The organism is Pirellulales bacterium, assembly GCA_035533075.1.
Taxonomy (GTDB): domain Bacteria; phylum Planctomycetota; class Planctomycetia; order Pirellulales; family JAICIG01; genus DASSFG01.
Map to the genome: position 1 here is coordinate 1 of DATLUO010000117.1, position 22,391 is coordinate 22,391.

A 22,391-nucleotide genomic window follows, 5' to 3' on the forward strand; every position below is an offset into this window, starting at 1 on the left:
AGGGTCGAACTGGACCTCCCAGCGGCTGACGGCAGCGTCGCGGTCGACGAGGTCGAGAATGTAATCGCCGTCGAAGCGGGCGGCGTCCTGGCAGGTTTCCGGCCGCACGCCGGAGATGGAGAGGCGGAGCTGGTCGGGAAGCGCCGCGGGCCAATCCGCCGGCAGCTCGCCGCGCTGGAAAGCCCGACCGACGCCGCGGCGGGTTTCGACGGTTTCGCTGCGTTTGAGGGAGATTTCGTGCGTCTCACTGGAGACGACGCTTTTTTCGTAGTCGCCGCCGCGCTCGACCTCGTGTGTTTCGTTTTCGGTTTTGCGATACTCCGTCGAAGTCTTGCTGGTCTTGTGGATTTCCGCACCGCCGCCTTGAACCAGTTCGTCGCCCGCCATGACCGCTCTCCATTTTCGATTTTGGATTTTCGATTTTGGATTTCACCGCGTCCCTGTGACCGCATCATGGTGGGCCGGCGCTCGCAAGCTCGCTGGTCCCACCCTACGTTTCCTCTTTAATCGTCGTGACGAAGTCGGAGGCGCGGCGGCAACCGGTGGCGCCCGCGGTGGTCCAGATCGTCGAGGTTTCGCCAATATGCTGCACCAGGCTGGGCACGTGAACGAAATACGGCAGCTCCGCCGCCTGGCACCACGCGCCCACCACCGAGTCGATGTTCCGAAGACCGTCGCCCGGCCCCAGACGGCGGTGTTCGATCAACAGCGGGTGCGCCAGCAGTGCGCGCAGCGATTTGTTCGGGAAGACATAGGCCAGCGCGCCCCAGCTCGCCCAGCCGTGCGTCTCGACGTGAAAGCCGCGCGGCGCGCCCCTGCTCCAGTGCGTCGGCGTGTAGATCGAGACCACGCCGACGTCCGCCGCCGGCCAAAGATCTTGTTCGAGATAATCGCGCGCGCCTTCGGCGAAGATCGCGTCGTCCTGGCACATCAGGTACGCATCCGCCAGCGGTTCGCGCAAGAAGAGCTCGCTCAGGCCAAGATACCAATTCGGAAACGCGCCCAGCTTGCGGTCGCGCCAAGTGACGGCAAGTTCGCTCAAGTTCGCCGGCACGGAGGTATGCGGCTCGGCGAACAGTCGCGGCTGATTCCAACCCGCGGCGATCAACGACGAAAGCGACCGTTCGAGCGTGGGCCGCGCCCGCGGGGCGGTCGTCATGCCCACGCACCAGGTCATGGCGCGAGCTTCGCCAGCGTGCGGCCCGGCTGAAAGCGGGTCAGCCGCGGCTGCGTCCGCACTGGACGGCCTGGGAAGGCCATCCTCCGTTTGCTCTTCGCGGCACGCGCAGTCTCCGCAGATCCCGGCGGTGACGCGGCCACCTCGGCAGTGAACGCGCGGATGCACACACGTAAGCTCATCGCCGTTCGAGCTTCCCACTCGACGCCAACGGCACGCAGGCAGCCTCATGCCCGACTCCTTCCAACGACGTAGAAAAACGCAGACGGGACACGGAACAGGCCGGAGCGAAATGACAGCGCCTGCTCCAAGAGGTGACGTTACACCTTTGGCGCGGTGATGTCAACGAAATTGCCGGTGAGATTCTTCACGCGGCAACCGGCGCCGAAATGCACTTTGACAATGGGCGGTCTGCGGGCATTGTGCCGGCGCCGCTGGCGCGGCGTCGCCCGTACTCGGCTCTCTATAATGATGGCGGCTGCCTGGCACGATGATTTTTTGCGGCAGGTCCGACGATTTCTTCGGCGCGTTTCACGCGCCCGGCTTTTTCGACTTGGTGTTTATCGACGGCTGGCTCGAGCACGAGCAAGTCTATCGCGACGTGACCAACTCGTTGGAAGTGCTGACCGCAAACGGCACGATCGTCTTGCACGACTGCAACCCGACCACCGAGGCGATGCAGCGCGTGCCGCAGGATCGCGTTGGGGGTTGCTTCGCCTCCATGCCGGCCTAAAATGGAACGGTTCGCTCCTCCCCAAGCGCCGCTGATTCATGTCGCACGATTTCTCGCTAGGCACGGTTGAAGTCGCGCTCTCGCCGCTGGAGCGGTTCGAAGAGTTCGTGCAAAGCCGGGGCAAACGCCGCTCACCGCAACGCCGGACCATTGTCGAGCAGGTCTTCAGCCGCCATCGGCATTTCGACGCCGACGAGTTGTTGGCCCAATTGCGCGAAGTGGACGCCGGCCGGGCGGTGAGCCGGGCGACCGTCTACCGCACGCTCGGCGAGTTGGTCGAGGCGGGCCTGCTGCGAGAAATGGACCTCAAAGGCCGCAAAGTCTACGAGCACGATTACGGCTACCCACAGCACGATCACTTGCACTGCGAACGCTGCGGAAAGCTGATCGAGTTCCGCAGCGACGAAATCAAGCAGCTTCGCGACGCGGTTGCCCGCGAGCACCAGTTCCGCGTTCTGGGCCACCAGTTGATCGTCAACGGCATCTGCGCGGAGTGCAACCGGCTGAAGCGCCGCACCCGGCCGCTGGATCTGATCTAGTGCTTTGTCAGTCGTGAATTGAGCGATGGGGCAAAAAGCATCGTAGGGTGGGACCAGCGAGCTTGCGAGCGCCGGCCCACCGATATCGACGTCGTTGATGGTGGGCCGGCGCTCGCAAGCTCGCTGGTCCCACCCTACCTCCTGCCCGTAGACGCTCGATCTAACAGCAACTAAAATCAAAGATTACGATTTGCGCCCCGGAGAACCGCATGTCAAGCTATCCCAAATTCTTTCGCGTCCGCCAGATTTTCGAGGCCCCGCGCATCGACGACGTTCCGGCGGCGGTCCGCGCCGAACTGGGCCGGATCGGCCTGGAACACAAGGTCAAGCCCGGCCAGACGGTGGCCATCACGGCCGGCAGCCGCGGCATCGCCAACATTCATCTGATCATCAAGGCCGCGGCCCAGTTCTTTCAGGGCCTTTCCGCCAGGCCGTTCATCGTGCCGGCGATGGGCAGCCATGGCGGCGGCACGGCCGAGGGTCAGCGGGCCATCGTCGAAGGCTACGGCATCACCGAGGAGTTTTGCGGTTGCCCGATCAAGTCGAGCATGGAGACGATCGTCGTCTGCCAGACGGCGGAGGGCTTTCCGGTCCACTTCGACAAGCACGCCTCGCAGGCCGACCACGTGCTGGTGGTGGGCCGCGTGAAGCCGCACACCGACTTCGTGGGCGACGTGGAGAGCGGGCTGATGAAGATGATGCTCATCGGCCTGGGCAAGCACGAGGGCGCCAAGGTTTATCACCGGGCCATTCTCGATTACAGCTTTCCGCAGATCGTGCGGAGCGTGGCCGGCCGCGTGCTCGAACGCTGCCGCATCGTGGGCGGGCTGGCGATTCTCGAAAACGGCTACGACCAGACGGCCAAGATCGCGGCCGTCACCGCCGACGAACTCGAAGCCCGTGAGCGCGAGCTGCTCAAGCAGGCCCGGCAATGGATGCCCAGGCTGCCGTTTTCGCTGGTCGATATCCTGTTCATCGACCAGCTTGGCAAGAACATCAGCGGCGCGGGCGTCGACACCAACGTGGTCGGCCGCAAGTTTCAGTTTCACCGCGCCGCGCCCGACGAATATCCCAAGGTCAAGCGGATTGTGGTCCGCGGCCTGACGGAAGAGACGCACGGCAACGCGGCGGGCATCGGCCTGGTCGAGTTTTGCACGACGCGGGCCATGAACCAGATCGACCACGTCAAGACGCGGATCAACTGTCTGACCAGCGGCAACGTGGCGGGCACGATGATGCCGGTGAACCTCGACACCGACCGCGAGATTCTCGACGCGGCGCTGCCGACGATCGGGCTGACCGGGCCGATGGACGCCAAGATTCTCTGGATCCGCAACACGCTCGACTTGGCTGAAGTGGAGTGTTCGCAGGCCTATTGGCCGGAGGCCCGCGAGCGCGGCGATCTGCAAGTGTTGAGCGAGCTGCGCGACTTGCCGTTCGACTCGGCGGGCAATCTTCCGCACCTGCTCGAGCCGCTGTCTGGCCACCGGTGACGCCGCCGCGCCGGAGAATTCTACGGCCGTTTTTCGGCCTGGGCCGCCAGCACCTCGGCGGCTTCGTCGCAGAGGCGCTGGGCTTCGGCCACCGTGGGCGCCTCGGCAATGGCGCGCACGATCGGCTCGGTGTTGCTCGCGCGCACCAACAGCCACTTGCCCGGCCAGTCGAGCCGCAGACCGTCGAGACGGTCGGCTTGCGCGTCGCGGAAATGGGCTTCCAGGCGACGCAGGCCGGCTGCCACGTCCGACGCTGGCTGGCTGATCTTCGTCTTCACGATTTCATACCGCGGCAGCTCGTCGGCCAGGCGGCTGATGGGTAGGTCGCGCCCGGCCATCCAATCAAGCACGAGGGCCATGGCCACGAAACTGTCGCGCACGTAGCCCACGCGCGGATCGATCACGCCGCCGTTCCCTTCCCCGCCGAACACCGCACCCTGGGCCAACATCGCGTCGACCACGTTCGCCTCTCCGACGGCCGAGCGAAAAAACGGCACGCCGGACCGCCGCGCCACGTCTTCCGTCATGCGGCTGGTGGAGCAATTCGTGACCACCGCCCCCAACCGCGTACCGAGCACGTTCGACGCACACAATGCCAGCGTGTATTCTTCGCCGAGATAACTGCCCGCTTCGTCGATCACGGCCAGACGGTCGGCATCGGGATCCTGGCAAAACCCGACGTCGGCACCCGCCTCGACAACCTGGGCCAACACGCCTGCCAGATTCTCCGCGATCGGTTCCGGCGGATGTTCGAACCGGCCGTCCGGCTCGCCGCCCAACAGCGTCACCTGACAGCCGAGCGCGTCGAGCAGCCGGCGCCCAAGCAAGCTGCCGGAACCGTGATTGCCGTCGAGCAGCACCTTGAACCGCCGCCGCCGCACGCGATCAACCTCGATGGTGGACAGCACCAGCTCCAAATGCCGGCCCGTCGTGTCGTCGCAAACCGACCTGTGGCCAATGTGTTGATGCGCGGCCCATCGTGGTTCGCCGACGCGGTAGCGGGCCATGACCTGCGCGCCGATCGCCGCCGGAAGCACGCGTCCCTCGCCGGAAAACAGCTTCAGGCCATTGTACTGCGGCGGGTTGTGACTGGCCGAAATCTGGATGCCTCCGGCCGCGGCGAACTGGCGCACGAGCACGCCGGTCGTCGGTGTGGCCGCGATGCCGGCATCGAGCACGTCGCGGCCGGCCGCGGCCAATCCGCCGCGGAGCACATCGGCCAAGAGCGGTCCCGTCGCCCGGCCGTCGCAACTGATCACGATGGGTCCGGGCGGCAGCAATTCGGCGAATGCGGCCGCGTAGCGCAAAGCGACCAGCGGCGTGAGGCTTTCGCCAACGACGCCCCGCAGTCCGGAAACGCTGATGATGGGTTCGGGCACGGGAGGGGCTCAGGGTTCGGGGTTCAGCGGAAATTGCAAATTGCAAATTGCAAATTGCAAATTGCAAATTGCAAATTGCAAACTGGCAATTGGAAGCCAGGCGTGGAGCAGAAAGACCCAAGACCTCAATCCAAAATCCAAAATCCAAAATCGTCTCATCCCTCATCCCTCATCTGAACCCTGAACCCTGAACCCAATTGCCGGCCTCTTTCCTCGCAACGCTCAGAGCGGCACAATAAACCTGCTCACCAACCCCTAAGCCCAGCCACATTACCACCATGCCGAATGAATACCAAACGGAGTTGGAACAGATTGCCCAGGCCGTCCAACGGCGACAGCTCTCCACCACCGCCGCCGATAATATCCGCATCTGGCTCACCCAGCCTCGCTACCGCGATTACGCGGCCCAGGTTGCGGACCATATTCGGGCCGCAAAGTGGCAGCAGCTCGACGATGTTTTCTGGACCGTCATCCCTTTCGGCACGGGCGGACGCCGAGGGAAAATGTACCCGGTCGGGTCCAATGCCATCAACGACCGCACCATCGGCGAAAGCGCTCAGGGCCTGGCCGACTATGTGAAGTCTGCCGCCGGCCAAACGGCCCCGTCATGTGCCATCGCTTATGATACGCGACACCGGTCGCGGCACTTCGCCGAGCTGTGCGGCGAGGTGATGGCCGCCAACGGATTCAAGGTCTGGTTCCTCGACGGCTTCCGCAGCACGCCCGAGCTGTCGTTCGCGGTGCGTCACAAAAAATGTTCTTGCGGCCTGATGGTGACCGCCAGCCACAATCCGCCCAGCGACAACGCCGTGAAGGCTTATTGGTCGACCGGCGGCCAGCTCTTGCCCCCGCACGATCGGGGCGTCATCGAGCGGGTCATGGCCGCGCAAGACATCGCCCGCGTGCCATTTGCCGAGGCGCTGGCCGATGGCCGCATCGAGTATTGCCAGGAAGAGGTCGACGCCGAGTATCGCAGTCAGGTGCGGCTGCTGAGCCTGTCCGGTCCGCGGGCGCTCAAGATCCTCTACTCGCCGATGCACGGAGTGGGAACCACCAGCGTGCTGCCGGTGTTGCAGTCGGCCGGTTTCACGGAGGTCGAGTTGTTCGGCCCGCACGCCACGCCCGACGGCGATTTCCCCAACGTGCCCGATCATGTGGCCAACCCCGAAAACCCGCGCACCTTCGACACGCTGATCGACCGGGCACGCCAAACCCACGCCGACTTGGTGCTCTCGACCGACCCTGACGCCGACCGTCTCGGCTGCGCGGCGCCGCGCAAGCCGGGCTGCGACGATTGGTACGTCTTCACCGGCAACCAGATCGGCGCCTTGCTGGCCGAGCACGTGCTCGAAGGCCGCAAGTATGCGGGCAACTTGTCGCCGAAAGACTACCTGGTGAAGACGCTCGTAACCACGGAGTTGATCCGCCGCATCGGCGATTCCTATGGCGTGACGACTTACGGCGACCTGCAGGTCGGCTTCAAGTGGATCGGCGGATTGATGGACGAGGTCGGCCCGCGGCGGTTCTTGCTCGGCTGCGAAGAATCGCACGGCTTTCTGGCGGGCACTTACGCGCGCGACAAAGACGCCGCGGCAGGCGCGCTGATGCTCTCCGAGTTTGCCGCCCGTGCCAAGGCGGCAGGCCAAACGCTTTATGAAAAGCTCGATTCGCTCTACTGGCAACATGGGTGCCATGCCGAGCGGACGGTGTCGAAGACGATGCCCGGCAGCGAAGGGATGACGCGGATGCGCAAGCTGATGGAGGGCTTTCGCTCATCGCCGCCGAAAATGCTGGCCGGGATGAAGGTCCGCCAGATGCGCGACTACGAGCGACAGGTGCTGATCAGCTCGGCGGGCCGCCAGCCTCTGGAAGGGCCCCAGGGCGACATGGTCGTTTTCGATCTGGCAGCCGACGGCAACTACGTGGCCGTGCGACCTTCGGGCACCGAGCCGAAGGTGAAGTTCTATTTGTTCGCCTACGAGCCGCCTGAGCAGTTGGCCGACCTGAGCGAGACGAAAACGCAGCTTGCCGAGCGGCTCGCGAAGCTCGAAGCGGAGTTGTTTCGCCTTGCGGACTTGACGTAAGGTGGGACCAGCGAGCTTGCGAGCGCCGGCCCACCGATTTGAGGCGTCAGGTTTCAGGCGTCAGGCGTCAGGACAAACAATCTGATGCCTGACGCCTGACGATGGTGGGCCGGCGCTAGCAAGCTCGCTGGTCCCACCTTACGAAGTTCTACAAAACGACGCCATGAACAAAGCTTTTGTCCGCGAACCGGACGACACGGGCACCGCCCATTGTCCGCGGTGCGGCTCGCTGGGCATCGCGGTTGGCGGCGAGACGCTGACGGCGCAGCTTTCGCCCGACGACCGACGCAACCTGCCGGAGTCGGCCTGTTATTGCCCCTTTCCGCGGTGCGAAGTCGGTTATTTCGACCAGTTCGATCGCTGGGTGCCAAGCGACAGCTTGCTGCACCCGGCCTGGCCCAAGGATCCGACCGCCCCGATCTGCCCGTGCTTCGGCTTTACTTGCGAAGAGATCGAGGCCGACGTGCGCGAGCAAAGCACGCGGCGCGTCAAAGAGCTGCTGGCCCGCACCAAGTCGGCCGAGGCCCGTTGCACCGCTCTGTCGCCCAGCGGCGAATGCTGCATGGGCGAGGTGCAGCGGTACTTCATGCGCTTGCGCGGGTGAGAGAATTTGCAATTTGCAATTTGAAATTCGCAATTTGAAATAGTGCGCGGGGCTGGGCCTGGAGAGGAGCCCCAGCCGACTATTGCAAATTGCAAATTGCGAATTTCAAATTTCAAATCTCACGCCTCCCACTCGGCGGCCATCAGATACGACCGCAAGCTGACCAGAAGCTGCCGGGCCCGCTCTTGCAACTGGATCCGCCGGCGGTCGCGGTCTTTCTTCGGCGCGATGGTGAGCTGGATGCGGGTGCGCGCGTTGCCGTAGCGGCGCTCGTGGGCGGGCTGGTGCCGCTGGGCTTCCACGTCCTCGAACTCGATCTGCATGACCAACAGTACGGGCCGGTCGGTGATGCGGCGGAAAAACGAACTTGGCGCGTCCCCCACGCGAACACGAATCGAATTGCCTTTCGTCGATTCGATGACGCCGTGCTGATCGGCCACAAATCCGCGCAGCTTTTCGATGCACACCGGCAGCGGCGCCTCGCTGATCAGCGTGCGTTCGGCCAGTAGGTTGCCGGCGGAGACCGGCGTCGCCAGGTTCTCGTCGCCGGCACCCTCGCCTCGGTCGCCGCCGCTGCCAAGCTGCACCACACGGTTGCGGCCGTTCTCCTTGGCGTCGAGCAGGGCCCGGTCGGCGCGGCGAAGCATGGTCTCCGGCGTGTCGCCCGGCTGAATCTCCGTCACGCCGAAACTGGCGGTTACCCGCCGCCCGCCCAGCGCCGGCTGAGCGATGCGGCCGAACGCTTTGCGCAGCTCTTCCGCCCGGCGCACCGCCGCCGCGTTGTCGCAGTCGGCGCACAACAGCACGAACTCCTCGCCGCCATATCGCGCCACCAGGTCGCCCGGACGGCTGGAGCTTTTCAGCAGCCGGGCAAAACACTGAATCACTTCGTCGCCGGCCGGGTGCCCGAACGTGTCGTTCACCAGCTTGAAGCGGTCGATGTCGCTGATGATCAGGCTGCACGGCAAATGCGTCTCGACGTGGGCGGCCACGAAGCGGGTGTGGACGCGGTCGAACTCGGCACGGTTGGCCAGTTGCGTAAGCGGATCTTGGGCCGCCTTCTCCTTGAGGTTCTCGCACCGCGCCTCCAGCGAAATCTCCGACGAAACGTCGTGCAACACCAGCACCAGCCCGCGCGTGATGCCGTCGGCGCAGACCACGGGAATCGCGTGAGCATCGACCGCCAGCTCGCGGTTGCCGCGGCCGCGGACCCTCAGCCGGCGCAGCCATTGCACTCCGGTCCGCAGAGCGTAGGTCACGGGGCAATTCTCGTCTTCGAAGCGTACGCCCTGCTCGTCGGTCAGCTCGACGACGCTGGGCAGCCAGGCGCGTTGATAGACGCTGGCCCCGCTGATGCCGGTCAGCCGCTCGGCCCCGCGGTTCCATTCGATGATCTTGGCTGTGCCGTCGATGAAGATCACCGCGTCGTACATACTGGCCAGCAACCGCTGCTGGAACAGCGGCACAGGCTGTGGGGCGGCCTCCGGCAGCGATGTCTCGTTGTGTCGCCATTGGCGGTTGGCCGTTTCGGGCTCGAGTTCGTGCAGCCAGCGCCGTGCCACCGTCTCGCGCAGTTTCACGTGGTCGAAGTCGCGCGATTCGGTAAACAGCTTTACGAGCTCCGGGTCGAACTGCGTGCCGGCGCAGCGGTACAGCTCGTTGAACGCTCGTTCGCGCGAGAAGGCCCGCCGGTAGACATGGTCGGTCATCATGGCGTCGAAGGCGTCGACGATGGCCAGCATTCGTCCGCCCAGCGGCAGTTCGGCGTTCGGCCGTTCGACGTGCGACTTGCTGCCGTCGAACCAGCTTGCCGCCGCGGCCACGATGTCGAGCACGCCCGGCGAGGCGCAACTGCTTCGCAGGATTTCCTGACCCATCGGCCAATGGGCGTCCATGACGGCCGCATCTTGCGGCGTCAGCGGGCCGGGCTTGGTGATAATGTTGTCGGGCACGCCGATCTTGCCGATGTCGTGCAGCAGGGCCGCCAGCTCGATCCGGTCGCGCTCTTCGGCCGAAAGCCCAAGTTCGATCGACCACGACGAGCAGCCCAGCGTGACGCGCAGGCAATGCCGGGCGGTCGGCTCGTGTTTCCAGCGCAGCGCCCGATAGAGGCTGCTGGCGATCCCCAGACGGGCCTCGATGAGGCGGTTTTCCACCGGCCACTCGCGGGCCTGGTCCGAGTGTGCGGTGTCGCCACGGCTCTCGTCTTCGAGTTGGTTGAGCAGGGAGTTGAGTTGCCGAATGCCGCTATTGGCCGCCTGCGGGCCGTTCGGGCGCGATACCATCGGCACGGCCGACGGCGCAAATGCCGACCCCGTCAGTGGTTCGTTCGACAAAGGCGATTGGGCCATTTAAGGTGCTTTCCGGCAACAACGCAACGACCAAGGCAATGGTTGCTAAAGACTAGGTCATAAGCGGGGGCCGGGCAAACAAGGGTTTTACAGCTTCCGAGGGGAGCGGCCGGTGCAAACCTCCCTGATGCTTTCCAACATCGCGAGATAGTCGTCGAGCGGCAGGCCGTCGACCGTCGCCGCCTGGCAACGAGTGGCGCCGTCGACGGCACCGCCCTCCGAGACCAGCGACTCGATCAGCGCTCGCTGCCGCAGGCCGCACCAATCGGCAATCAAATCGCTTCGGCCGCGCAATGCGGCCACGGCGCACGCCAGCGCGTAGGCGCCCCAGTTGCTCACACCGGCCAAGATCAAAAAGTCGGCTGCGATGCGGCAGATGATGCGTCCCGCGTGCGCATCGCTCAAGGCGGCGCGCAATTGCTCCCAGGCAAGGCTGCCCATGCCAATCTCGTTGCCGCCGTCGCCGATGGCAACGGTCGTGACACGATGCTCGCCGGAACGGAACGCCTCGAACAAGCGGTCCAGCGGCGCGGTGTGGCTGTCGATGACAACGCCGCGCATGTTGTGGCAGCGGTCACGAGCTTCCACCGGCACTTCCGCGGCGAAGCGGTCGAGCGGCGGTGCGGCGCCGCGCGGCTGCGCAGAGAGCGATTCGAGCGTGTGACTCGGACCGACACGCTCGATGGCAATCAGATGGGTCAAGCGTGCCGCGATCGGCGAGGCCAGGAACTGCTCGATCCAAGGTCCGGCCTGCGCGCGGTCCACCGGCGCCTCGAGCAGCCGGGCGTTGAGTCGCCATAGCCGGCAACCGATCTCCAAGAGCGGCCGCGCATAGCGGTCGGTGATGAAGACCAACTCGCTGCCCAACGCCTCCAGCGCGCGTGCCAGATAGAGCGCGCCGGGCGGACCGTCGGTTTCGGCCACGGGAACGGGGAGGTCGGCGACGCAAAAGCCCGTGACGATGCCGACGGTCGAGGCGCGCTCGGCCAGATGGCGGGCCGCGGCCCCGAGACTGCCCGACTGCAACCACTTGCCGTCGCGGCGATAGCTGGCCACGCCGCGCCCGCGCGGATCGTGGCGGATCAACGCTTCCAGTTCGTCGAAGTCGATCGGCACAGTGATGTCAGGCAAAAGTGATGAAACGACCGTTTACTATACTGCGCTCGGCGGTCGTTGAGACGAATGGCGGTGGCTGGGGCAGAGCCGCGCGCTCGGCCATTTCCCCATTTGACGCTCGGCCGCGGCGATGCCCCGGTAGCGCCACCACCGGGGCATCGCTGGCCGACGGCGCGTTTTGGTGATTGCCGAGTCGCTCACGGCCAGCTTCTGCCCCAGCCACCGAAGGCAGTAGAAATTGGCCTTTTTCCGACCTTGTCAAGCCCCCAAAAACGCGCCGTTTCGGCCCGCTTGGGGCGAAATCTTTAGGGATTTTTTCCCGCCCAAAGCCATTGGCCTATTTGGACTTGCGCGCCGCCTTCGCCCCGATGTCAAACTTTTCCGTTTGCAGCTTGGCGTTTAGTCGGCCACATTCTCTTAATGGGCCTTCGGTGCCTGTTTAGCATAGCTAACCCGCCGAAGCGCCTCCGGCGTATTAAGTAAGAACGCAGGGGGGGAGCACTGAAAGCGGGAACGCTTGAGGGTGCCAGCGCGAGGAAGGAAGCGTAGCGATGAAAACACTGTTTACTTTGATTGCTTCGTTGGCGTTGGTGTCGGCCGTCAAGGCGCAGGCGCCGTGCCAGGAATACCGGCTCGAATACGGCACGGTCTACGACGAGAGGCAAGTCAATGCCTTCCGCGTCGAGTATGAAGACGTGCTCGAGGCGCGGAAGGTGACAAGCTATCGCCCGGTCTGGGAGACCGAGATGCGCACCCAGCGCCGTGTGGTGCTCAAGCCGGTCTGCGAAACCAGCGAGCGCGAAGAGCGCTACTTCGTCCAGCGGCCTGAATGGGAAGAGCGAATTGAAGACCGCAGCTACGACGTGACGCGCAACGTGCTGGAGACCGCCGAGCGCGAAGAGCGGTACATCGTCAACCGGCCCGTGTTGGAAACCGAAGAGCGCGAAGAGCGCTATGTGGTCCGCCGCCCGGTGACCGAAACCATCGAGCGCGAGGAAGCCTACACCGTGATGGATCCGGTGACCACCTATCGCCCCGTGCAAGTCGACCAAGGTGGCTTCGCCGAGCAGCAAGTTTATCGTCCGGGTCCGGTCCGCAACCGGTTGCGTTGGCAGTCGGGCACGTGCGTGGTCGATCCGCTCACCGGTCAGTCGGCGTATCAACGCGGCGGTCTGTTCTGGTTGCCGGAGCAGCGGCCGGGCGTCGTCGAAACCCAACGCGTGTGGATACCGAACGTCGTGACCGCCCAGGTTCCGCAGACGACGCTCATGCCGCGCACCGAAGTGCGAAAGGTGCCCGTGCAGGTCTGCCGCTATGTGGATGAGCAGATGGTGCGCAAAGTTCCGGTGCAGATCTGCCGCATGGTGCGGCAAGAAGAAGTGCGGCGCGTGCCGTTCACGGTTTGCAAGCAGGTGGTGGAGCACGTCGAGAACAAAGTTCCGGTGCGCGTCTGCCGGATGGTGACGGAAGAAGTCGTGCGAAAGGTGCCCGTCACCACGACCCGCTACGTGCAAGAAGAACAAGTCGAAGAAATCCCGGTCCGCGTCTGCCGCCAAGAGCAGATCGAAGAAACGGTGCAGGTGCCGGTGCGTGTCGAAAAGCGCGTGCCAGTGACCTATACCTATCGCGTGCCGCGGACGGTGGTGTATCGCGTGCCGCTCGATCCCTGCGGCAACCCGGTTTATGCGGCGCCGGCCGTGGTGCCGGGTTCGGCGATGCCCGAACGCTCGTCGCCGACCTATCAAAAGGGCAACGGCAAGAAAGAGCCGACGCCGGCCCCGCCGCGCGGCGACGAGGAAGGCTCCAAGGCCAATGGCGACGACGCGGAAAAAAAGCCCGAACTCGATCCGACTCTGCGTGTGCCGGAAGCGACGGAGGAAGGACCGACCTCTTCGAGGGAAACGCCGCCGCGCGGACAGACGAAACGCAATCCCAAGGTCGTGCGGTCGAGTTACGACCGCGAAACCTGAACCGCCGCCCTAGCGCGGCGAGAGCGGAACCAGCGCCGGGGCACGGGTCGGAGTCATCTGGCCCGTGCCCATTTTTTTCAATCGCCCGCCAAGGTGCCGTGTCGAGAAATCGCTTTGTGTAACGTCTTGGCTCTGATAGAATGACGCCTCGCGGCCAGCGACGGCCACTCGTGGTGAGGGCCGTGCTTTGGCTGGCCGCCGTTCGACAATCGTTGGTGCAACCACATGGAGGGATTTGGACATGGGCGCCTTCGGAGAGGCATTTGCGGCTTATGCCAAGCCCTTGCTCGATCAGACCGATGGATCGCAGGAAGACCTGAGCAAGGCGTTAACGCTTAGTCAACTGTGCTACAACTTGGCGTTGTTGCCGGCCGACCAACAGGACGCGGCGATCGCGGATATGCAGTCGAGTCTCGACATGGATGACGAGGAATTTGACGACTTTCGGCGTTCGCTTATAGAACCGATGATTCGCCGGCACGGGGAGATGTTCCCGCGAATGCATCAGCGGGGTTTCACGGCCGCTTCGCGCAGCAGCCCCGCGCCGAAGGCGCGCATGGCCATGCCGGTCCAAGGGACTCATCAGCCCGCCCAAAAGCACGCTAAAATCGACCGCTACGCGCCGTGTCCCTGCAACAGCGGCAAAAAGTACAAGTTTTGTTGCGGCGCCAATCGCTGAGCTATGACTCCCCCAGCGTCGACTTGCGCCGCAGAATGTGGTGATAGTGCTGGGCGAAGCGGTGGGCCTCGTCGCGGACGTATTGCAATAGCCGCAGCGCGTAGGCGTGACGGCTCAGCCGCAACGGCTCGTCGACGCCGGCCAGGTAAATCTCTTCCTCCCGCTTGGCCAGCGAGATCACCGTCGGCGGCTGAATGCCCAGCGACTCGAACGCCGCCAGCCCGGCGCTGAGCTGGCCCTTGCCGCCGTCGATCAGCAACAAGTCGGGAAAGGCCTCCTGCTCGGCGTCGAGCCGCTGAAAGCGCCGCGCCACCACCTCGTGAATGCTGGCGAAATCGTCGACGCCGGCCACCGAACGGATCTTGTAGCGTTTGTAGCCCGGCTTGAAAGGCAGGCCGTCGATGAACTGCACCAGGCTGGCCACCGTCTCGCCGCCGCCCAAGTGGGCAATGTCGACGCCTTCAATCACCCGCGGCGGCTCGGCCAGCTTCAACACCTTCTTCAGCCCGGCCAGGCCCTTTTTGGGGTCGATATAAAACACTTCGGGCTGGACGTGCGTGTCGAGCTCGCCGCGCTCGTCGAGCGTTTCCAGCATGCGGATTTCGTCGCGCAGCCGGGCGGCCCGCTCGAACCGCAGCTCCTTGGCGGCGGCCGCCATCTCTTTGCGCATCTGCTTCAGGAGCGAGCTTTTTTTCCCCTCCAAAAACATCCGCAGGCGGTGGATGTCGCGGCGATATTCTTCCTTGCCGATCCGCAAGTTGCAGGGCGCGGTGCATTGGTTGATGCTGGCCAGCAGGCAGGGACGGAACCAGCGCCACTTCTCGTCGCCCTCGTCGATGTCGAGGCCGCACGTGCGAAACTTGAAGATTTTCTGCAGCACCTGGATGGCCCCCCGCAGGCCGCTGGCGCTGGCGAACGGGCCGTAGAGCTTCGTGCCCCGCTCACTCGGCTCGCGGGTGAACTCGACGCGCGGAAAATCTTCGCGGGTGTAGATTTCGAGATAGGGGAACGTCTTGTCGTCCTTCAGCTCCTGGTTGAACTTGGGCTGCACGTCTTTGACCAGCCGGGCCTCGGCCAGCAGGGCGTCGACTTCGCTCTCGGCCTCGATGTAGTCGATGTCGCAGATCTCCCGCACCAGCTCGGCGGTGCGCCGGTCGAGTGCGGCGGCCTTCAAAAAATAGCTGCCGGCGCGGGCCCGCAGGCTTTTGGCCTTGCCGACGTAGATCACGCGGCCGGCGGAGTCTTTCATCAGATAAACGCCGGGCTTTTGCGGGAACTCGCGCACTTTGGCCGCGGCGTGGCGAAAGCCGGGCGTTTGCCCGCTGTCGCTGCTGGCGTCGATAAGCTGTTGTTGGAGGTCAGTGTCTTCGGACATGCTGCTTCGGTCGCGTACCATCCGCTGTCGACCCATTGTAGGCCGCTGGGCGTCGGCAATCGAGGCAGGGTGAGACGGGCATGCGCCATCGGCTACACGGTCGTCGGGCGTGTCACTTCGCAGGGAAGCGTGCTACAATACTTATTGCGGCAAGGGCGAGGTGGGCGCTGCTGAAGAACCGCTCCCTTTCAGCCCTGCCGCGATTGCTACGAACAACGGAGCCATCGATGGCACAAATAACGGTCGATGCAGCATTGCGCAGCAAACTTCTCAACCTGAGCCAACCGCTGGATTTGTGCGATGAGTCGGGGCAACTCATTGGGATGTTTATGCCCATTAGCGCAAGTCCGCCTCCGGGTTACAGTGAGCCGCCGCTCAGCGAGGAAGAGTGGAAGCGCAGAGAACAGGAGCCGGGATACAGTACCGAAGAAGTGCTTGCTCGGCTGGAGCGGCTGTGAACTTCGCACTGGAATGGAAGCAAACGGCCACTGATGAACTGGCCACGATATGGCTGCGCGCCGATTCGCCGACGCGGCGGAAAATCACGGCCGCGACCGGCAAGGCGGATCATTTGCTGAAAAAGCGGTCCCTATGGATGCAGCGAATCGCGAGAGGGCGACCGCCGAATTATGTTCGTCGCTCCCTTGGCCGTCACCTTTCGGGTCGACGCGGCCGCGAACCGTGTCGAAGTTCTACGCGTGAGGCAGTTCCATTAAGGAAAGCTGAAGAGGCATGAATCGTGGCCTGGCCCTGTTCTGGGCACACGATCACGCGAAGATTTCGGTTCCCACCGGCGGCGGCGGGGCGAAAAGGTGACCGCAGGCGGCGCAAGTGTCGCGATCGCGCGGCGCGGACTTGCGGCATTCTCCGCACGCTTCCAGCACCGGCCACCGCCGATGCCAGCGATACGCCAGCCAGCCGGGCAAACCGAATAAAAACACAAACACCGCCCACGCCCCCGCGCCCGGCAACGCGAACCGTGCCTGCCGCCGATAGGCCAGCCAGGCCAGCACTGCCGACAATAGCAATACCGCCAGCATCGCCGTCCAGCCGTCGGTCAGCGATTGAGCCAAGGCAGCCGCATAGTCAGGCTGCAACCCCCGCTGGACGGCTTGGTTCGGCAGCACTACGTTCGACATCAGCGACATAAAGAAAGTTTGCGGCACGACGGCCGCGATCATCCAGTATTGCTTCGATGCCGGCGGGCGGGGCTCGAAGCGAACCTCTTCCTCGCGAGTGATGTTCCCCCCCTCGTCGATCCAGTGATACTCCATCCAATACGCGTCCCCGTCGGTGTGCTGCTCCGCGACCAGAGCGGTGCCATCAGTCAATTCATACCAGGTGAAATCTCGGCCGCGCAGCTTTTCCGGAATAGGCCAGGCGGTGCGCTTCCGGCCCTGAAAATCGACGCCGATGACCTCCGTGGGCGTCCGCACCAGCAGGCCGGCTCCCGACAATACGTAATACGTTCCCCCGCTCCAATCTTCCGGAATCTTATCAGCCGGAGCTTGAGTAACAACCGGCGACGGAGAGAGGCTCACCGCGTCCGTTGACGGATAGAAAAGTTCAGCGGCACGGCTGGCCAAATCGACCCGCCAAACCTGCCCGCCGCTCACCAGGTAGATCCCTTCGTGGCGGTCGGTCGGTCCTGAAAACCTCATCTTGCCCGATGATTGCTGGAAGCTGGACGACTGCCGCGCGAAATGCGTGTACGAAGGGCCGACGATCGAAAACCATTGATCTCGGGGCGCTTTCCACATCGCGATTCTCCGAGGCAAAGACGGGCAGCGAACGTCGCGGCCCGCGTGTGTATTCAATAAAGGCGTCTTCCAGGTTCAGCTCCAACACGTCGATGGCCCGCGGCTCCAGCGACTCGCACACCTGCCGCTGCTCGTCGCCAAAACCCACCACGACCAGTTCCAAGCTCATCCCCGACTGCCGATGGCTGACCAGCCCCGCGCAGCCGGGAAACTCCGGCGGCGTGCGAGCGAACTCCAGCACGATCTTCCGCACCGATTCTTTGAAGGCGTCGGTCGGGCAATCGACCCGCAACACGCCGTCGACCAGAATGCCGATGCGGTCGGCCACGCGCTCCACGTCGCCCAAGATGTGCGAGCTGAACAGGATCGTCCGCCCGCGACGCTGAATCACCTGAATCAGCGACTCCAGAAAATCGCGGCGGACCACCGTGTCCAGCCCCAGCGTGGGGTCGTCGAGGATCAACAGCTCCGGATCGGGCGCCACGGCCAAGGCCAGCGATAGCTGTGCCCGTTGCCCGTTGGAGAGGCGGCGAATCTTGCCGCGCCGCGGCAGCGCGAAATGATCGAGAATCTGCTCCAACAGGCCGTCGTTCCAGGTCGGGTAAAACGATCGGGCGAAGCGGGCCATCTCGCCCACCGTCATCCAACGATACAGCGGATGCCCCTCGGCCAGATAGGCGATGCGCGAGCGCGTGGCGGGCGTGAGCTGGGCCACGTCTTCGCCCAGCACGAACGCCTTGCCGTAATCGGGGTGGACCATGCCGGTGAGCATTTTGATGGTGGTGCTCTTGCCCGCCCCGTTGCGGCCCAAAAAGCCGTACACGCTTCCCCGCGGCACGCGCAGGTCGAGCGAGTGGACCACCGGCCGGCGGCCATAGTATTTGGTCAGACGCTGCGTGAAGATGGCGTCGCTCATCAGGCGTTGCTCCATTGAAACTGGCCGGCCCGTTCCGCCACGGCCGCCACGACTTCGTCGGCCGAGAAGCCCAGATAGACCGCCTCGGTCAAAAAGCGGTCGAGCAACTCTTGCAGCCGCTGCGTTCGGGCACGCTTGGTCAACTCGGCCTTCGGTTCGGCGATGAACACGCCCAGCCCTTGCCGCGTGTGCAGCACGCCCTCGCGTTCCAGCTCGGTATAGACGCGGGCCACGGTGTTGGGATTGACCACTAGCGTGCGCGACAGATCGCGCACCGAGGGAAGCTGCTCGCCGGCGCGCAAGCGTCCGCGGGCTACCGCTTCGCGAACCTGGTTGCCGAGCTGCCGGTAGATCGGCAAACGGCTGGCTGGGTCGATGCGAAATTCCATAGTGCCTCTCGAACTGTACTAATACTAACAGTACAGCACGCGAAAGGCAAGGGGACGCCGGAGGAGTTTTTGGAATGCACGTAGGGTGGGGATCCCGGCCGCGTAGCGGCCACGGAGTTTAGCCGTGGGCGCCAATCCACGGGACGATGTTGCGCCCCGAGGAAAGCCACGTAGCGGCGGCGGAGCAGTGGGGAACCATGTCCTGGACGGGGAAACCCGTCATGTGGCTGGCAACTGACGTTGCGGAATCTATAATGAAGCGTAATCTCACCTCACGGGCAATTCGATGGCCGAAGTCTCCTACGTCGACGATCCAACGATTGACGACCGCAGCGAACTCTGGCGCCGCATCCCGCCGTGGCATTTTGTGTATGACGACAACCTGGGCCGCATGCGACCGGCCAACTATTTTGTCGCGCTGGATTTGGTCGTTGTCGTCGGACTGCCCGCGGTCATGTTCGAGCTGCCAGATCGAGACGACGTCCGCTGCCCCTTGACGTCGCGATCGAGTTGGCGGCGATCTTGCCGGCGGTCGCGTTGGTCGTGGCGCAAAGCGTGTTCGTCGTGGCGCAAGTTGTGTTCGGCGGCGCCAAGTTGCCCGCGCTCATTTCGTAGGGAACTCTCGGCCGATTTCAGGTTCGACCAATCGCCTTTCAGGGCACTCGTGTTTCCACTGGCGGCGTCGTTGCGGATTTGCACCCAATCGTTTTGCACCGTTTTGCGGTCTTGAGACAACTGCTGCTTGTCTTTCGAGATGTTCTGGCGATCGTGGTGGATGTTGCGGACTTCATGGCCGATTTTGCCATGATCGTGGTGCAGCTCGTGCCTCGCCTGCTGCGTGTTGCGCGTCGTCGAGCGCTGTCCGAGCCCCGGCAAGGTGTGCTGCGGCGCGGGCGAATGCGCCGACTGGCCCCGGCGCGGGCCGGCGGAAGTCTTCGTGGCGCTACCGCCATTCGCGGCGTGTGCCGCGGCATGATGGCCGGCATGGGTGCCCGCCGAGTGCGACGGGGTATGACCGCCGCCCGCATGACCAGCACCCGCATGACCAGCACCCGCATGTCCGCCGCCGGGATGTCCGCCGCCGTGGAACTTTGGTCCACCACCACCGCCGCCGCCATGAAATCCGCCGCCGCCCCCGCCCCCATGACCGCCGCCACCACCACCATGAGCGAGGACCGACGGGCTGTTGGCAAAGAACGTGAGAGCAAAAACCGTGTACGCCACCGAAAGGTGTTTCAACATCGCACGACTCCAGAATAGGCACTAAGATGTGGCGGGCGGGCGAGAACTCGCCTGATGGAAGCCTAGTTTATTTTTGGCCGCCAGGTCGGCCATTGCCCGAAATGCGGCCGTTCTCCTAGAATGCCGCCGGAACAAACGCTTGCCCAAGAGGAAACTGCCGTGCGTTGGAGCCAGACGCTGATCCCCACCATGAAAGAAACGCCCGAAGGGGCCGAAATCCCCAGCCACGTGCTGATGCTGCGGGCCGGCCTGGTCGGCCAGTTGATGGCCGGCGCCTACACCTATCTACCCCTGGGCCTGCGGGCATTGCGCAAGGCCGAGCAGATCGTGCGCGAAGAGATGGACCTGGCCGGCGCGGTCGAGCTGCTCATGCCGGCTCTCACCCCCATCAACCTCTGGCAGCGCACCGGCCGCGTCGAAGCCTTCGGCAACGTGCTCATCCAGTTTCAGGTGCGGCGGCAGAACCGCCAGGTCCATCTGGCCCTCGGTCCGACGCATGAAGAAGTCGTCACCGACCTGGTGTCGCGGCACGTGTCCAGCTATCGCCAACTGCCGCTCACGCTCTATCAGATTCAGACCAAGTTCCGCAACGAAGAACGGCCCCGCTTCGGCGTGCTCAGGACCAGCGAGTTCTTGATGAAAGACGCCTACAGCTTCGACACGTCGGCCGAAGGTCTCAATAAAAGCTATGAAAAAATGTATCACGCCTATTGCCGCATCTTCGACCGCTGCGGTCTCGACTACCTGGCCGTCGAGGCGGAAAGCGGCCCGATCGGCGGCGACGCCAGCCACGAGTTCATGGTGTTGGCCGATAACGGCGAAGACAGCGTCGTGCATTGCTCGGCCTGCGGCTACGCGGCGAACCTCGAACGGGCGGAGATCGGCCGCCGCGACGTGCCGCCCGCCGCCGCTCCCGCCGGCCCGCTGGCCAAAGTCGACACGCCCCGCGCGGGCAGCATCGAGGCCGTCAGCAAGATGCTCGGCTGCCGCCCCGATCTTATGATCAAGACCCTCATTTACACGGCCGACGAAAAACCGGTGGCGGTTCTCATTCGCGGCGACCACGAGGCCAACGAAGGCAAGCTCCGCCGCGCGCTCGGCTCGGCCAAAATTGAACTGGCCCCTCCGGAGGTGATCGAGCGCGTCACCGGCGCACCCGTCGGCTTCGCCGGGCCGGTCGGTCTGAAGATTCCGATCTGGGCCGACTACGACGTGGCCGGCGTGACGAGCGCCGTCGTCGGCGCCAACGCGGCCGATGCCCACTTCACCGGCGCCGCACGCGGACGCGACTTTGAGATCGGCCAGTTCGCCGACCTGCGCAACGCGGGCGACGGCGACCCCTGCCCGCGTTGCGACGGCCGGCTGGAATTGCGGCAGGCCATCGAAGTCGGGCATGTGTTCAAGCTCGGCACCAAATACTCCGAGGCCCTTTCCGCCCGGTTCCTGGATGAAAAGGAGCAGCTTCACCCGGCGATCATGGGCTGTTACGGCATCGGCGTGAACCGCATCGTCGCCGCGCTGATCGAGACCAAGCACGACGACAACGGCATCCTCTGGCCGATGTCGCTGGCGCCTTACGAGGTGCTGCTCGTGCCCTTGAACGTCAAGCAGCAGGATGTGATCGACGTGGCGAACCAGCTCTACAGCGAGTTGACGCACGCGGGCGTCGAGGTGCTGATGGACGACCGCGACCAGCGGCCGGGCGTGAAGTTCAAAGACGCCGACCTGATCGGCATTCCCCTGCGCGTGGTGATCGGCGGTCGCAGCTTGAAAGACGGGCAGCTCGAAATCAAATGGCGCTGGAAAGAGGAAGCGGAAGCGATCCCACTCGAGGGCGCCGTCGTGGCCATCGCCGACCTGGTGCAGACCGAGCGGGACCTGGCCCACGCCACGACGGAGCAGGAGTAGGTTCCCGACACAAGGGCCATTTCCGACCCGCACTGCTGGTCGAGAACGCGGCGGGAACCCCCACCATTGGCCAACTGTCGGATTCCGACAGTTGAGCGGGCGTTCCCCGTCCCTCCGGCGAGCCAAGCGAGGGTCGTCGCGATCTAAACACTTGTGAAAAACAAAAGCATTCAGCGTCATGGCCTAGCGGCAACACCAATCGCGACATGCCTTTACGGCCTCGCGCGAACGCATCAACGTTCGCTTATAAAAGCTTTTAAGCCCGCAGTAACTTGTCAAAGACCCGCGGCGACGCTTGAGCGTCGCGCTGCCCAACTCGTCACGAAGGGGCCGGCGTCGGACCCGCCGCCCTCGTGCTCATCATCGCCAGGCGATGGGTTCTCAGCAGCCGAACGGCGGGCGGTGCGGCCGCCTTGCCGCCGGCGAATTACCGTTGCGGAAAAACAATGACCGTTGTCAAAAACAAAAATCGTCTCGGCAGAATCCTTGCCCTAAAGCCATTGCACCGCCCAGGTTGCGGCAATGCCAATTCAGCCTGCAAAACCGTGGCCGCAACGGTAAATCTGGGGGGTGCGGCTGATTTTGGATTTTCGATTTCGGGATTTTGGATTGGCGGTCGCCATCGCTCATTTTTCTGTCTGGTAATCTTTCTGTCGTTCCTTTCGTTCTACCGCGC

20 protein-coding genes are annotated in these 22,391 nt (G+C 64.1%); 10 read left to right on the top strand and 10 right to left on the bottom strand.

Annotated elements, in window-relative coordinates; genetic code table 11:
- Together VNH11_14915 and VNH11_14920 are read right to left on the bottom strand one after the other, a co-directional pair.
- Positions 1–387, bottom strand: a 387-nt coding sequence (locus VNH11_14915; GenBank protein ID HVA47659.1) for a hypothetical protein, incomplete at its 3' end; no start/stop codon positions are given.
- Positions 388–490: 103 nt separating this feature from the next.
- A complete protein-coding gene (locus VNH11_14920) occupies positions 491–1,177 on the bottom strand; it encodes a hypothetical protein (GenBank protein ID HVA47660.1) in 687 nt (228 codons plus the stop codon).
- A gap of 490 nt (positions 1,178–1,667) precedes the next feature.
- Between VNH11_14920 and VNH11_14925 the strand changes: the two genes are divergently transcribed.
- From VNH11_14925 to VNH11_14935, 3 genes are all read left to right on the top strand, one after another.
- A complete protein-coding gene (locus VNH11_14925; GenBank protein ID HVA47661.1) occupies positions 1,668–1,910 on the top strand; it encodes a class I SAM-dependent methyltransferase in 243 nt (80 codons plus the stop codon).
- Between the two features lie 38 nt (positions 1,911–1,948).
- Positions 1,949–2,449: a transcriptional repressor gene (locus tag VNH11_14930; GenBank protein HVA47662.1), complete on the top strand. Its 501-nt coding sequence runs from the start codon at positions 1,949–1,951 to the stop codon at positions 2,447–2,449.
- 209 nt (positions 2,450–2,658) lie between these two features.
- Positions 2,659–3,942: a lactate racemase domain-containing protein gene (locus tag VNH11_14935; protein ID HVA47663.1), complete on the top strand. Its 1,284-nt coding sequence runs from the start codon at positions 2,659–2,661 to the stop codon at positions 3,940–3,942.
- 20 nt (positions 3,943–3,962) lie between these two features.
- On the opposite strand, the gene glmM is transcribed toward VNH11_14935, so the two are convergent.
- Positions 3,963–5,321 carry a phosphoglucosamine mutase gene (glmM, locus tag VNH11_14940; protein HVA47664.1) on the bottom strand — a complete coding sequence of 453 codons (1,359 nt, stop codon included), beginning with the start codon at positions 5,319–5,321 and terminating at the stop codon, positions 3,963–3,965.
- Between the two features lie 278 nt (positions 5,322–5,599).
- Here glmM and VNH11_14945 point away from each other — a divergent pair, with 278 nt between their 5' ends.
- Together VNH11_14945 and VNH11_14950 are read left to right on the top strand one after the other, a co-directional pair.
- On the top strand, positions 5,600–7,405 hold the full coding sequence (locus tag VNH11_14945; GenBank protein ID HVA47665.1) for a phospho-sugar mutase: 1,806 nt from the start codon (positions 5,600–5,602) through the stop codon (positions 7,403–7,405).
- 163 nt (positions 7,406–7,568) lie between these two features.
- A complete protein-coding gene (locus tag VNH11_14950; GenBank protein HVA47666.1) occupies positions 7,569–8,009 on the top strand; it encodes a hypothetical protein in 441 nt (146 codons plus the stop codon).
- A 119-nt stretch (positions 8,010–8,128) separates the two neighbouring features.
- Here the strand turns inward: VNH11_14950 and VNH11_14955 are convergent, their stop codons facing one another.
- Both VNH11_14955 and VNH11_14960 read right to left on the bottom strand, forming a co-directional pair.
- Positions 8,129–10,360: a diguanylate cyclase gene (locus VNH11_14955; protein ID HVA47667.1), complete on the bottom strand. Its 2,232-nt coding sequence runs from the start codon at positions 10,358–10,360 to the stop codon at positions 8,129–8,131.
- Between the two features lie 87 nt (positions 10,361–10,447).
- The gene (locus VNH11_14960) at positions 10,448–11,491 is read right to left on the bottom strand and encodes a glutamate cyclase domain-containing protein (protein HVA47668.1); all 1,044 of its coding nucleotides are present in this window, start codon (positions 11,489–11,491) and stop codon (positions 10,448–10,450) included.
- A gap of 536 nt (positions 11,492–12,027) precedes the next feature.
- Here VNH11_14960 and VNH11_14965 point away from each other — a divergent pair.
- On the top strand, positions 12,028–13,446 hold the full coding sequence (locus VNH11_14965; protein HVA47669.1) for a hypothetical protein: 1,419 nt from the start codon (positions 12,028–12,030) through the stop codon (positions 13,444–13,446).
- Between the two features lie 241 nt (positions 13,447–13,687).
- Complete coding sequence (locus VNH11_14970) at positions 13,688–14,125, top strand: SEC-C metal-binding domain-containing protein (GenBank protein HVA47670.1); 438 nt, start codon at positions 13,688–13,690, stop codon at positions 14,123–14,125.
- A 1-nt stretch (position 14,126) separates the two neighbouring features.
- Here VNH11_14970 and VNH11_14975 read toward each other — a convergent pair whose 3' ends face one another.
- Positions 14,127–15,500, bottom strand: coding sequence for an excinuclease ABC subunit UvrC (locus VNH11_14975; GenBank protein HVA47671.1), 1,374 nt, complete (start codon positions 15,498–15,500; stop codon positions 14,127–14,129).
- Positions 15,501–15,727: 227 nt separating this feature from the next.
- Here VNH11_14975 and VNH11_14980 point away from each other — a divergent pair, with 227 nt between their 5' ends.
- On the top strand, positions 15,728–15,958 hold the full coding sequence (locus tag VNH11_14980; GenBank protein HVA47672.1) for a hypothetical protein: 231 nt from the start codon (positions 15,728–15,730) through the stop codon (positions 15,956–15,958).
- 309 nt (positions 15,959–16,267) lie between these two features.
- On the opposite strand, the gene VNH11_14985 is transcribed toward VNH11_14980, so the two are convergent.
- From VNH11_14985 to VNH11_15000, 4 genes are all read right to left on the bottom strand, one after another.
- Complete coding sequence (locus VNH11_14985) at positions 16,268–17,161, bottom strand: hypothetical protein (GenBank protein ID HVA47673.1); 894 nt, start codon at positions 17,159–17,161, stop codon at positions 16,268–16,270.
- Positions 17,067–18,176, bottom strand: coding sequence for an ABC transporter ATP-binding protein (locus VNH11_14990; protein ID HVA47674.1), 1,110 nt, complete (start codon positions 18,174–18,176; stop codon positions 17,067–17,069). Before VNH11_14990 ends, VNH11_14985 begins: the two co-directional genes overlap by 95 nt.
- Positions 18,176–18,565 (bottom strand): GntR family transcriptional regulator, encoded by a 390-nt coding sequence (locus VNH11_14995; protein ID HVA47675.1) that lies wholly within the window; start codon positions 18,563–18,565, stop codon positions 18,176–18,178. Before VNH11_14995 ends, VNH11_14990 begins: the two co-directional genes overlap by 1 nt.
- Positions 18,566–18,970: 405 nt before the next feature.
- Positions 18,971–19,807 (bottom strand): hypothetical protein, encoded by an 837-nt coding sequence (locus VNH11_15000; GenBank protein HVA47676.1) that lies wholly within the window; start codon positions 19,805–19,807, stop codon positions 18,971–18,973.
- A gap of 159 nt (positions 19,808–19,966) precedes the next feature.
- Between VNH11_15000 and VNH11_15005 the strand changes: the two genes are divergently transcribed.
- Positions 19,967–21,715: a proline--tRNA ligase gene (locus VNH11_15005; protein HVA47677.1), complete on the top strand. Its 1,749-nt coding sequence runs from the start codon at positions 19,967–19,969 to the stop codon at positions 21,713–21,715.
- A 446-nt stretch (positions 21,716–22,161) separates the two neighbouring features.
- On the top strand, positions 22,162–22,391 hold a 230-nt coding region (locus VNH11_15010), incomplete at its 3' end, for a hypothetical protein (GenBank protein HVA47678.1).